Raw genomic sequence first — 11,581 nt, 5'->3', positions numbered from 1 at the left:
AGGTCCTGGCCGAGGCCCTGGCCGGTGTGTCGAGGCTGACGGCGCTGACGGTGGCCACCGAGTCCTGGCCGCCGAACATCGCGAAAGCTGCCGCCCTGCTGCGTCCGCGGGGGGTGGCGGTCGTGGCTGCCGGCGACGCGCCGCCGCTCCCTTTCGCCGAAAACACCTTCGATCTGGTGGCCAGCCGGCATCCGGTGACCACCTGGTGGGAGGAGATCGCCCGGGTGCTGCGGCCGGGCGGGGTGTACTTCTCCCAGCAGGTCGGCCCAGCGAGCGTGTTCGAACTGGTCGAGTACTTCCTTGGAGCGCAGCCGCTCGAGGTGCGACACAGGCGTCACCCCGACAGGGCCAGGGCTTCGGCCGAAGCCGCCGGGTTGGAAGTGGTCGACTTGCGGACGGAGTCGTTGCGCACCGAGTTCTTCGACGTCGGCGCGGTGATCTATTTTCTACGCAAAGTGATCTGGATGGTTCCGGGGTTCACCGTCGCCCGCTACCGGCCACAGCTCAAGGCTCTGCACGATCGTATCCAGGTCGACGGCCCCTTTGTCGCGCACACGACGCGGTTCCTGATCGAAGCCCGCAAGCCCTCCTGAGACTGCGTCCACCGTCGGAATGCGGTGTCGGCCCGGACTTCCAAGAATCTTGGTGACGCATTCCTTACAGATACATCGGCTCCGCCGCCCACGCACTGTAGCCTCCGTGAGGACCATCGGGGATGGTGGTCGAATTTTGACGCCACGGGGGCGGGTCATGCATCGGTCGTTCGGTCCTGGGAAAATGATCGTGTCGGCTCTCGTGCTGGCCCTGGTCCTCCTCGGCTGCGACCTGGAGGGCAAATACCATCCACCGCTTCTCCCGATCGAGTTCACACTGTCCGGCGACGGGACCATCATCGTAAATGCTTCACGGCAGATCGTGACCCCGCTGGGGACTTTCTCCGTCGAGGCGTCCGAGTCGAAAAAAATTCAAGCTCCTGCGGACGGTACCCTGCTCGTTGTCCGGCGGACGGTCCTCGGCAAGGCAAGGGACAGCCTGTACGGCATCCATGTTGCGGATAAGCTCCGCTTCTTGCTGGACGGTACGTCCGACATGACGACCGAGCAGAACGTCGTGACCCTGAACCTGAGAGGCGAGGTTCACGGTATCCGGATCCAGAATGTTCAGCAGGTGAAGTCCGCGCCGAAGTATGCGACCAAGAAGGTCAAGAAGCTGCCGCCCACGCCGAAGACCGATCCTTCCGTGTCGGCGACGGCCGGGCCATGCCAGTCGATATCCGCCACTCCGTCCAGAACTCCATCCAAGACGCCGTCCGCGGTACCGTCCAGGCTGCCGTCCGCGACGCCGCCGTCCAAGGCGCTGACCACGCCATCCACGCCTGCGCCGGACGCCTCCTCGACAACGCCCTGCGCATCGCCGGGGAGAACGCCGTCCGGGACACCGTCGGGAACCCGGTCACCAAAGGGGACACCATTCGCGACACCGTCGGGAACTCCGACCAGAACACCGTCGCGCAACCCGAGCCCGTCTCCGTTCGCATCCCCGTGACATCTATCCGGAGCCGCAGCAGACGTCTGCCGTCAAGCCGCCAGCCCAGAAGCACAAGTTATGGGTTGCTGAGGCCGGGGACGGTGATCGAACCGTCTGCCGCGAGCGGGAAACCGGGGTTATGCGCAATCTCCCAGGCGTGGCCGTCGAGGTCGGTGAAGACCCCCGCATAGCCGCCGTAGAACGTTTCGGCCGGAGGGCGGGTGACCGTGGCCCCCGCCCGTTCGGCAGCCGCGATGACGTCGTCGACCGCCGCCTTGGAGCGGACGTTGTGCGCGAGGGCGACGCCGCTGAAGCCACCTGCCTGCCCCTCGGTGATGCCGCAGTCGCGCGCGAGCTTGTCACGTCCCCAGAGGACCAGCACGATGCCGCCGGTCTGAAAGAACACGGTCTCCTCGACCTCCTGGCCCTGCCAGCCCAACCGTTCATAAAACGCCCGAGCGCGCCGTACGTCGCCGACGCCCAGTGTGATCAAGCTGACCCGCTGCTCCATGACCGGAAGGTACTTCACCACATGATCAGGCGGAAGTTGGATGCTTACGGCCTACAGTCCTGGCGGATCGACGACAGCGGATTCGGTCAGCCGTGGGCCACGGGACGACCCTGCACCAGCCTTGCCTTCAACCACGACCGGTCGACCGTGATCATAGTTCCGGACACGAAATGACGTACCCGCCGCAACAGATCTGCGCTGCTTGCCCGACGCTCTAGGGGTTCGCGGTCAGTGTGCCTGAGAGGTTGCCGTGCATTTCGGCGCTGGGCCGGTTAAGGCCGATGATTTCCACCTTCTTGCCTCGGGCGGCGTACTTCGTCGTGACGGCGTCCAGAGCCGCGACGGACGAGGCGTCCCAGATGTGGGCATCAGTGAGGTCGATGACCACATGGTCAGGGTCGTTGGGATAGTCGAACTGCCGGACGAGGTCGTTGCTGGAGGCGAAGAACAACTCGCCGGTGACAGCGTAGACGATCTTGCCGCCGTCGGGATCGGTGACCGGTGAGACCTCGACGAGATGGGCGACGCGACGGGCAAAGATGACCATGGCGATGAGGGTGCCGACGACGACACCGATGGCGAGATCGTGGGTGGCGACCACCGCGGCCACGGTGGCGGCCATTACGGCGGTCTCACCCAGGGGCATGCGTCTGAGGGTGGCAGGCCGGATACTGTGCCAGTCGAACGTGGCGACCGAGATCAAGATCATCACTGCCACCAGCACGGCCATCGGGATGTCGGAGACGACGGGGCCGAACACGACACACAGCACCATCAGGAACACCCCGGCGAGGAGCGTCGACAGCCGGGTACGTGCCCCGCTCCTGACGTTGACCATTGTCTGACCGATCATCGCACAGCCTCCCATGCCGCCGAAGAAGCCTGTGACGATGTTGGCGATGCCCTGGCCGACCGACTCGCGGGTCTTGTTGGAATGCGTGTCGGTGAGCTCATCGACGAACTTGGCGGTCATCAGCGACTCCATCAGCCCCACAAGGGCGAAGCCGACCGCGTAGGGGGCGATCAGGGACACGGTGTCCCAGGTGAAGGGCACATCGGGCAGACCCGGAGTGGGCAGGGAGGAAGGCAGCGCGCCCTTGTCGCCGACCGTGGGAACGGTGATGCCGGCGCTGATGGTGAACGCGGTCAACACCACGATCGACACCAGCGGCGCTGGTATGGCCGTGGTGAGGCGTGGGAGGCCGACCAGGAGCACCAGTGCGCCAGCTAGCAGCGGATAGACCGGCCAGGGGACGCCTCGTAGCTCGGTCGTCTGAGCGAAAAAGATCAAAATGGCTAGGGCGTTGACAAAACCGACCATTACCGATCGGGGGACGAAGCGCATCAACCTGGCCACCCCGAGTGCTCCCAGGACGACCTGACAGATCCCGCCGAGGATCACGGTGGCGATCAGATAGCCCAGACCGTGCTCACGGGAGATCGGGGCGACGACCAAGGCGATGGCACCGGTGGCGGCAGAGATCATTGCGGGACGACCGCCGGCGACAGAGATCACTACAGCCATGGTGAAGCAGGTGGACAGGGCGATACCGGGGTCGACCCCGGCTATCACGGAGAAGGAGATGGCCTCGGGAATCAGCGCAAGAGCTACCACCAGGCCAGCCAGAATCTCGGTGCGGGCCGTCCTCGGCGACAGCCAGGCCGGGCGGAAGCCGCGTACCCGGGCAAATGATGGCAATAGGGACAAGGGAGGCAGCGGAGGCAACGGGGGCATGGTCGGGCTCTGCAAGGAAGGGGAACCTGTCGTGCTCGGGGCACGCCCCGGTGAGGGCGCGCGCGGGAGCGCAGGGGCCACGGCGGCCACCTGCGGATCACTCGTTCCAGCAGCAATCAGCGGTAAGCGGGGTTTCGGCAAGGAACACCCGGTGGCATCCCGGGCATCGGGTGCCGTGCTCCAGGAGCGGTACGTCACAGCAAGGAGAGCACCGAACCCGTATAACGATCATACGTCATGAAAGGCAACCACCGCCGGAACCCCCGGGGTATGCAGCGGCCGGCCAGGACGGTGTCGGGAACGGCGGCGGCCATCGCGGGCGAGGTACCACCCTGGGTAAACGGGGATTTGGGTGTCAGATCAGTTGTACAGTTCCAAGCATGGCATCCCGCCGTGTTCTGCTGCACAGCGACCGAGTGACCGATCTCGCTCTTGTGACCAGCGCGGCGTGTACCGGCAGGTGTGGCCTGCACATGGTGCGCTGACAACCACCGACCGGCGCCACAACACCGGTTCCGGCGGTATCACCTCACCGGCCACGCCTTGTGCCGCCCGCCTACCTACCTCCTACCTACCTGTCTGACCGCCCGCCTGGATCCCGCCGCGCGTTTGGCGGCGCATCGGGCGAGCTCGTCCGTTGCGCCGGCCGCTTTTCCACCGGGAGTGTCAGAAGGGCGTAATCGCATCATCGTCGACCCGACGATCTCCTACAACCCGCGGCGGCACGAAAAGACATGATCCCTGCCTGCGGCCCGTACTGACATGGAGCCAGCCATGCCACTCATTCATCCACGACTTGCGGGCACCACCTTGGTACCCGATTTTCTTCTTCAGGACGAAAACGAAACCGTGGCGCCGCATATTCTGGACGAGTTGACCCGATCCCTGAGCGCCGCGGCCGAGATATGGACGGCGATCGTGCGTCATGACCCGGTCAACCGCTGGTACACCCGTCTCGTACTGTCCGGATCGGTCGAGGTGTGGATGATCAGCTGGTGCCCAGGTCAGTACACCCGTACGCATGATCATGGTGGCGCGCTCGGCGCGCTGACCGTCGCCCAGGGCCGCGTCAGGGAGATCATCTGCAACCAGGACTGGCGACCACGCGGGTCTAGGCATCATGAGCAGGGAACATCGGTCACGTTCGGCCGGAGCCACATCCACAAGGTAGGGAATGCGGGGACCGAGCCAGCCACGACCATCCATGCGTACTCTCCCCCGGAAGTGCCGATGCGGTACGCACCGGACACCGTCGATCAGGCAGTCGACGACTTCATGATCGAAAATCTGATCGACGGTGACCTGGTCGGGACCGTCGCGGCCGGCGGCAACCTGATCGGCGACGGCACGGTCGGCGGTGGCGGAGCAGGAGCTGTCGCCGTGGGCGGAGGACGGCTATGAGCAGCCGTATCGATGCGGTGCTCGCCCACGCCCGCGCCCGCCTCGACCGTCTCGACCCGCACGCGGCGGCCGCGGCAGCGGCAGCCGGGGCGCTCCTGGTCGACATCCGTCCCGCGGCCCAGCGCAGCACCGAGGGCGAGATCCCCGACGCACTGATCATCGAACGCAACGTCCTGGAATGGCGGATGGATCCCACCTGCGACGCGCGCTTCCCCCAGGTCACCGGCGACGACATCAAGGTCATCATCGTGTGCTCGGAGGGGTACACCTCCAGCCTCGCGGCCGCCTCCCTTCAGGATCTCGGCCTGCGCCACGCCACTGACGTTGTCGGCGGCTTCCGTGCGTGGGAGCGATGCGGTCTTCCGACGATCGCTTTCAGTGACAAAGATCGTCACCTTCAGTAACTAACATTACTGAAAGTTCTTGGCCTATCTCTTAGCGTAAGGGTGCTCACTATCACGGTGAGTAACGGGGGTGACCGCCGAAGCCCGTCCGCATCCCCGTGTCGGCCACACGCGCGGACGGGACCCGGGTCCCACCTGCCCGGAACGGCGGCAGAGGGGCGATGGCATGTCCATCTCGAGCCGTACGGTCTCACCCACGATCACTGCAGTTTCCTGTGCTGTCGCCGTTGCGGTGGCTCTGACGCCTCATCCGGCCAGGGCAGACGAAGCCGCGGCAACCCCCGCAAGTTCCGCGCCTGTCGTGACCAACGCGATCCTGGACACCTCGACGGCGCAGGCGTCCGCAACGATCCAACCGGTCGCGCAGGAGTTCTCCGGCGAGCTGCTGAGCCTGGGAAGCCAGGGCGACGCGGTGGCGCAGCTCCAAAGCCAGCTGGGGATCCTCACCGACGGGGATTTCGGTCCGCAGACCGAGAGCGGTGTCCGCAGCTTCCAGGCCGGTGCCGGTCTGGTCGTCGATGCCGTGGTCGGCCCGCTGACCTGGGATGCGCTTTTCGGCACGTCAGCGTCGCAGGCACCGGCTCCCGGCGAGACGTCCTCGGTCGCAGCGGCGGCGATTTCGATCGCCGAGCAGCAGATCGGCAAACCCTACCGTTACGGTGGCTCCGGACCGGACGACTTCGACTGCTCCGGTCTGATCCAGTACACGTACGCTCAGATCGGCCTTTCGATCCCCCGTACGACCTACGACCAGTTCGCCGCGTTGCGGCCGGTCAGCCGTGCCGACGCCCGTCCAGGAGATGTGATCTTCTTTCTCGACGCAGAGGGACAGGCGTACCACGACGGCCTGTACGCCGGGAACGGACAGATGATCGTTTCGCGCCACCCCGGCACCTACGTCCAGTACCAGGAGATCTGGACGGACGACTATCGCATCGGAAGGGTCTGAGACCGGAGGACCTAAACCTTCGGCAGCGCGAGAAAACATGATCGCGTTGTCTTTGGCCCTCCGGCCGCAGACTCTACACCTCTGGCGATCATCGCTGTGATTCTACTCACCCTTGCGATCGCCGGGAGCACCGTACCCGACCCCCCGTTGACGCGGAGAGATCCGGGATGCCCGGTTTGGTACATACCGGGCATCTACTACGGGTGGTAGTACGTGCACTCAACGCTTCGGTCTCCTGGCGGCAAGCCGGCCGGCGAGGCCGGGATCGGATTTGTTGCACAAGCCGCGGACGCGAGCGTTCCGAAACCCTTGCTATCCCGTCGAGAGCCGTCTACGTTCCTCGGTTAACGAGACGAGACGGGTTCGTTTCCGACGAAGAGGGTGTCCGCGGCGTGCGTAATTCATGCCGGACAACCCTGCCTCCGTCCCTCCCCAAGGTTGTGGTCCCACGCGAGCAGAGGAGTCGATGTGCTTTGGAACACATCCACTCAACGCTCCTCATTGTTATGTCCGCCACATGTGACGTCCTCCAGGAGACAGCATGCTGAGTCACCTGCGGTCGCTGCCCACAGGTAGCGCGACCGTTTGCGATCATCGATCCGGATTGTGCGCCGATACTGGCAGAACCTCATGAGCGCCGGAGTACCGGTCCTGCCCGGACGCGACCTCCCGCCGCAGCCCTACGGTGCTGGATGGCCCGCATACTGGCGTCAGGAAGCCGCCTGCCGGGACGGGGATCCCGACGCGTTCTTTCCTCCGGACGGACGTAACACCAAGGCGCGGGCGGCCGCGGAAAGCCGGGCGCGGAACGTATGCGCGGGTTGCCCCGTGCGGCGGGCTTGTCTTGCCACCGCCTTATTTCGCCAGGAGGAACACGGCGTGTGGGGGGGGCTTACTTCGGACGAGCGGAATTCCATGGTTCCCCGCGGCCGACTCAGCCCGGACGACGCTCTAGCCTTTGCTGATCGCCTCCTGCTTTCCACGTACGCAGCCGGTTGATCCTGTCGGCTCTGCCCTCGGAGACCTGCAATCACCTCGGGTGAGGCACCGCTCCTTGATGTGAGCGGACGCCTCGCCCGGCGCCGTGACCGGCACAGCGATGACCGGCACAGCACCACCGGATGGGACTTCCCACGCGGGTGAGTGAGGCTTCCCATGCCGGTGAGGCGCCACCGGATGAGGCAGGCGGCCCGCGGCGGGCGTAGAAAAGAACCATTGACGCCCCGGTCCGAGATGGGCAGGCTGCGTGTCGTCGCCGTCCGAGGAGGAGTTGCGTGTCGCCTCGTCCCGCGCCCGATCGCGGCGTCCGGGTGTCTGCTGCTCTCCCACAGGTCGCCCGGTGAGGCCACCACGTCGCCTGTTGCTGCTGCGTCACGGCAAGTCCGACTGGGCCGACGGTGCCACGCCGGACGCCGACCGCCCGCTGTCACCGCGCGGCCGGGCCTCCTGTCGCCTCATCGCCGAACACCTGACAGCCGATCGACTCGCCCCCGATCTGGTTCTGTGCTCCTCCGCTCGTAGGACCCGCGAAACCGTCGAGCAGATTGCCGGGGCGCTCCCGGCGTCCGTCCCGGTGCTGACCGAGGATCGGCTTTATCTCGCCGACGTGTCGGACCTGCTCGACCGCCTCCGGGAACTGGATGACGGCGTCCCCACCGTCCTGCTGGTCGGTCACAACCCGGGTATCCACGCCCTTGCCGCCGGTCTGCTCCCGGTCGGTGAGCGCTCACGCCTGCCCACGTTCCCCACTGCGGCACTGGCCGTGGAAGATCTGGCTGTGGGCCGCTGGGCGGAACTGGGGCCAAGCACGACCCGGCTGGTCTCGTTCGTCACCCCACGCTCACTGGCCGGCTCCAGCAGTCACTGACGCGACCGGTAAGAGACGGTCGTCACAGCGACGGAAGACGGTACGTCCTGCCGCTGCGCGCTGCAGGATCACCATGGGCTGTGGCGACGCCTGCCCGGTCCACCCAGGCAGGCGTGATCATGTTTCCCGCGATCGGGGCTCAGTATGCCTGTTCCATGATCTGGGAGGTCACAGCGGTGATCATGCCGACGATCAGGGCCACACCGGTTCCGATCCACAGGGGCACCGAATCCAGGATGAGGGCGAAGACACCGATCGTGAACCCCGCGATGATCAGAAAAACCGCGGTCCACGAACCCTTGTTCGCCTTGTGGTGACCGCCGGAACTCGCCACGTCCGCTCCCCATCCAATCAATAACCAGCCAACCAGAGGGCCGGAGGCAGCGCGATCATGATCCTTTCGCGCTGCCGGAGGGCCTATATCCCCGAGCACTGAGCGGTAACCGCCACCGCCGTTTGAGACTACCCGTGAACCACGGCAGAATCCCGCCGGCGGCGTGACGGTCAGAGGTAGCCGGCGAGCTGGGAGAGGTCGTCCAACTGGTCGCTGAGCCAGCGCCCCACGTCGTGCGTGCGTACCTGTTCGGCCGCCGCGGCCAGCCGCCGTTGCCGCTCTTCCAGCGGCATGGTCAGAGCCTCGTACAGGGCGTCCGCCATCTGCTGGACGTCGAAGGGATGCAGTGCGACCGCGTACTCCCCGAGCTCCTCGTAGACTCCGGCGGTCTCCGACAAAGCCAGCACACCGCCACGGCGGTTGACCACCGCAACCTCCTTGGTCACGAGATTCATGCCGTCCGCCAGGGCGTTAACCATGATCACATCACAGATCGAGTAAGCGGCTACGGCAAGCGCGAAGTCCTCGACCATCCGCAGGTCGATGGGCTGCTGGCCGTCCTTGGTATGCCGGGCGTTGATCTCCGCAACCACCGCACCGATCAGCGCGATGTAGTCGGCGTACTCGGGCACGTCGGTACGGCTCGGCTGGAGCAGGGCGAGAAAGCTCACCTTCCCGACGAGTTCCGGATGCTGGTCGAGCAGCGTGCCGAAGGCCAGGAATCCACGCACGACGTTCTTGCTCGGATCGGTGCGGTCCACCCGCAGGATGAGCCGCCGGTCCCCGTCGAGGAAGCCGTAACGCAGCATGGCAACGTGTCCGGCGACCTCCTCGGTACCAAGCGTCGCCTCCAGAGCGCCCGTGTCCACGGAGATCGGGTAGTAGCGAGCCCGGACAATCCGGTCACCAACATGCACCAGCAGGTTGTCCAGGTCGACCTCCAGGCCGAGCAGCTCCTGGGCGCACAGGACGAAGTGACGCGCGTAGCGCCGGGTGTGGAATCCGACGACGTCGCTGCCCAGCAGACCCTGAAGCAGCCGTTCGCGGATGCCGGCCGGCAGCACCCGCCACTCGTCCGGGCTCGGCCATGGGATGTGTATGAAGTGGGTGAGCACGACGTCCGGGCACAGCTCGCGGACCCGCTCGGCCACCAGGTAGAAGTGGTAGTCCTGCAACAGGACCAGTACCTTGCCGCCGCGGGCGCGGACCTCGTCCACGACCGCGTCCGCATACACGCGGTTGACCGCCGCGTAGCCGTTGTCGAACGCGTCGTGCTCGGCCTGGGTGATGACGGGCGACAGCGCCCGGCCGTAGAGCCCGTGCTGGACGAACCACAGGATCGGGTTCGACCAGACGCTGTAGAAGTCCGCGTAGGCAGCCGGGTCGGTGGTGACCAGCCGGACCCGGATCGAGGGGCCGTCGGGTTCGTCCTCGACGACATGGGGGTATGGAGAGGTCTGGACGAGGATCGAACTGCCCTGCGCTTCGCTGGCGACCACGGCGTCCTCTTCGGTCGACGCCCCGCACACCCAGACGGCGTCGTCAAGGTGTTCGGCAAGGCCGGACAGGGCTGACACCAGCCCCCCCGCCCCACGGGTAACGGTGCGTCCGGAAGCATCACGGTCGAAGCTCGCCGGGCCGCGGTTGGACAGCAGTACCAGCGGCAGGTTGAGCATGGCGGTAGCCGGCACGGTGGTGGGGCCTCCTTAGTGATCCACGGAGGGGGCCTCGGTGGCGCGGAAAAACCATAATCGCGCCATCCCTGACCCTCTAGTCGCACATGGCAGTGGCACCGGATCGCCGTCGGGCCCGTGAGCTTCCACGCGCTAACGTTCCTGCGGACCTCCGACTGCGCGACGAAAACATGATCGCTTCACCTTCGGTCTTTCTGGATGATTCGGACTTTAGTAAGGCCCGCTAAGGGATGCATCGGGTTGCAGGGAACATGCGGACTTGTTACCCGGACCTTCACCTGTGACACGTCGACAACCGACAGCGGGCAGCCGCTCACGGAAAATATATACCTCTTGCCGGCATTCACCCATACACGGGCCGGGTATGTCCGGTTGGTCCCCAACTGATCCTCAACGGCCCTGCGGCGGACGACGAGGCCCATCCACAGGCGAGGGAACCCACGGCCACGGACGACGACACCCATGGAGGAGTCCGGTCAGCGTTCCGGTGCGATCACAACTGATCATGACGGTCGATCGATCGTTAGCTCAACACGATCAGATTCTGTCGATCAGTGGCCCAGGATGCGGCGCAGGATCTGGTCGACGCGCCGCCACGCGTCTTCGGGGATCGGGCCGAGACGGTGGGACAGGCCCGCGGCCGGCACCCAGGCGACCAGCTCGGGCAGCACAGTGCCGGGGAGCGGGTCGGTGATGCCGGCGTCGGCGGCGTAGTCGTCGTGCGGCAGCGGGTCGCCGGGGATGACCGGACAGACGATCACCCGTCCGGTGCCGGCGTTGTTGTACATGTCGGCAGAGACGATCAAGGCGTAGGCGGGGGCGTCAGCGCGCGCCCACACCTCACCCTGCCGCACGCCGCAGGTCCTCCAGCCGGGCGTACTCGGCCGCCAGGTAGTCCGGGGTGACACCCAGGGCGGCGTTGCGCTGCTGCTGACGGGCGAACCGGGCGGTCCAGATCGACTCGGCCAGCGTCTTGTCCACCCACGCCGACAGCGTCATCCCGGCGACGGCGGCCGCGGCGCGGGCCTGCTCGAGGGTCGCGGCCCGCACGGACACGTTCAGGTTCGGCATGCCACACACCATACGGCGGACCATCACACGGTTGCTGCGAGACCGGCCAGGGCCCCGCATGCTCCGTCCTGGCGCACGGGTACAGAGC

At 66.0% G+C, this 11,581-nt stretch carries 13 protein-coding genes; 6 read left to right on the top strand and 7 right to left on the bottom strand.

What is annotated here, in order from left to right; translation table 11 throughout:
- A partial coding sequence (locus DD1DGNOD_RS14010) for a methyltransferase domain-containing protein (protein WP_131770352.1) occupies positions 1–593 on the top strand: 593 nt, incomplete at its 5' end.
- Positions 594–1,160: 567 nt separating this feature from the next.
- Here DD1DGNOD_RS14010 and DD1DGNOD_RS27035 read toward each other — a convergent pair.
- From DD1DGNOD_RS27035 to DD1DGNOD_RS14000, 3 genes are all read right to left on the bottom strand, one after another.
- Positions 1,161–1,514, bottom strand: a complete 354-nt coding sequence (locus DD1DGNOD_RS27035) for a hypothetical protein (RefSeq protein ID WP_165034972.1) — start codon at positions 1,512–1,514, stop codon at positions 1,161–1,163.
- Between the two features lie 89 nt (positions 1,515–1,603).
- Positions 1,604–2,038 carry a VOC family protein gene (locus DD1DGNOD_RS14005; RefSeq protein ID WP_131766851.1) on the bottom strand — a complete coding sequence of 145 codons (435 nt, stop codon included), beginning with the start codon at positions 2,036–2,038 and terminating at the stop codon, positions 1,604–1,606.
- Between the two features lie 214 nt (positions 2,039–2,252).
- Entirely contained in the window at positions 2,253–3,773 is a 1,521-nt protein-coding gene (locus tag DD1DGNOD_RS14000; protein WP_206443162.1) for a SulP family inorganic anion transporter, read from the bottom strand.
- Positions 3,774–4,547: 774 nt separating this feature from the next.
- On the opposite strand from DD1DGNOD_RS14000, the gene DD1DGNOD_RS13995 reads away from it, so the two are divergent.
- From DD1DGNOD_RS13995 to DD1DGNOD_RS13975, 5 genes are all read left to right on the top strand, one after another.
- On the top strand, positions 4,548–5,174 hold the full coding sequence (locus tag DD1DGNOD_RS13995; RefSeq protein WP_241255709.1) for a cysteine dioxygenase: 627 nt from the start codon (positions 4,548–4,550) through the stop codon (positions 5,172–5,174).
- Positions 5,171–5,578, top strand: a complete 408-nt coding sequence (locus DD1DGNOD_RS13990; protein WP_131770345.1) for a rhodanese-like domain-containing protein — start codon at positions 5,171–5,173, stop codon at positions 5,576–5,578. Before DD1DGNOD_RS13995 ends, DD1DGNOD_RS13990 begins: the two co-directional genes overlap by 4 nt.
- A 301-nt stretch (positions 5,579–5,879) precedes the next feature.
- Entirely contained in the window at positions 5,880–6,527 is a 648-nt protein-coding gene (locus tag DD1DGNOD_RS13985) for a C40 family peptidase (RefSeq protein ID WP_165034971.1), read from the top strand.
- A 630-nt stretch (positions 6,528–7,157) separates the two neighbouring features.
- The gene (locus tag DD1DGNOD_RS13980; protein ID WP_131766817.1) at positions 7,158–7,526 is read left to right on the top strand and encodes a WhiB family transcriptional regulator; all 369 of its coding nucleotides are present in this window, start codon (positions 7,158–7,160) and stop codon (positions 7,524–7,526) included.
- Between the two features lie 340 nt (positions 7,527–7,866).
- Complete coding sequence (locus DD1DGNOD_RS13975; protein WP_131766816.1) at positions 7,867–8,394, top strand: SixA phosphatase family protein; 528 nt, start codon at positions 7,867–7,869, stop codon at positions 8,392–8,394.
- A gap of 139 nt (positions 8,395–8,533) precedes the next feature.
- Here the strand turns inward: DD1DGNOD_RS13975 and DD1DGNOD_RS13970 are convergent, their stop codons facing one another.
- The 4 genes from DD1DGNOD_RS13970 to DD1DGNOD_RS13955 all read right to left on the bottom strand — a co-directional run bounded on the left by DD1DGNOD_RS13970 (position 8,534) and on the right by DD1DGNOD_RS13955 (position 11,493).
- Complete coding sequence (locus tag DD1DGNOD_RS13970) at positions 8,534–8,728, bottom strand: hypothetical protein (RefSeq protein ID WP_131766815.1); 195 nt, start codon at positions 8,726–8,728, stop codon at positions 8,534–8,536.
- A gap of 170 nt (positions 8,729–8,898) precedes the next feature.
- On the bottom strand, positions 8,899–10,404 hold the full coding sequence (locus DD1DGNOD_RS13965) for an alpha,alpha-trehalose-phosphate synthase (UDP-forming) (protein WP_131766848.1): 1,506 nt from the start codon (positions 10,402–10,404) through the stop codon (positions 8,899–8,901).
- Positions 10,405–10,973: 569 nt separating this feature from the next.
- A complete protein-coding gene (locus tag DD1DGNOD_RS13960) occupies positions 10,974–11,276 on the bottom strand; it encodes a type II toxin-antitoxin system PemK/MazF family toxin (RefSeq protein WP_131770344.1) in 303 nt (100 codons plus the stop codon).
- On the bottom strand, positions 11,263–11,493 hold the full coding sequence (locus DD1DGNOD_RS13955) for a hypothetical protein (protein ID WP_131770343.1): 231 nt from the start codon (positions 11,491–11,493) through the stop codon (positions 11,263–11,265). The genes DD1DGNOD_RS13960 and DD1DGNOD_RS13955 overlap by 14 nt, the downstream gene beginning before the upstream one ends.
- Between the last annotated feature and the right edge of the window lie 88 nt (positions 11,494–11,581).

The organism is Candidatus Protofrankia californiensis (genome assembly GCF_900634765.1).
GTDB classification, from domain to species: Bacteria; Actinomycetota; Actinomycetes; order Frankiales; family Frankiaceae; genus Protofrankia; species Protofrankia californiensis.
The sequence above is the reverse complement of the archived record's forward strand: the minus strand, read 5'-3'. Positions and strand labels throughout refer to the sequence as shown.

Bases quoted from the DNA above. Each gene is read 5' to 3' on its own strand.
- DD1DGNOD_RS14005 (WP_131766851.1), bottom strand. From the start codon at position 2,038: ATGGAGCAGCGGGTCAGCTTGATCACACTGGGCGTCGGCGACGTACGG.
- DD1DGNOD_RS14000 (WP_206443162.1), bottom strand. From the start codon at position 3,773: ATGCCCCCGTTGCCTCCGCTGCCTCCCTTGTCCCTATTGCCATCATTT.
- DD1DGNOD_RS13995 (WP_241255709.1), top strand. From the start codon at position 4,548: ATGCCACTCATTCATCCACGACTTGCGGGCACCACCTTGGTACCCGAT.
- DD1DGNOD_RS13990 (WP_131770345.1), top strand. From the start codon at position 5,171: ATGAGCAGCCGTATCGATGCGGTGCTCGCCCACGCCCGCGCCCGCCTC.
- DD1DGNOD_RS13980 (WP_131766817.1), top strand. From the start codon at position 7,158: ATGAGCGCCGGAGTACCGGTCCTGCCCGGACGCGACCTCCCGCCGCAG.
- DD1DGNOD_RS13965 (WP_131766848.1), bottom strand. From the start codon at position 10,404: ATGCTCAACCTGCCGCTGGTACTGCTGTCCAACCGCGGCCCGGCGAGC.
- DD1DGNOD_RS13955 (WP_131770343.1), bottom strand. From the start codon at position 11,493: ATGCCGAACCTGAACGTGTCCGTGCGGGCCGCGACCCTCGAGCAGGCC.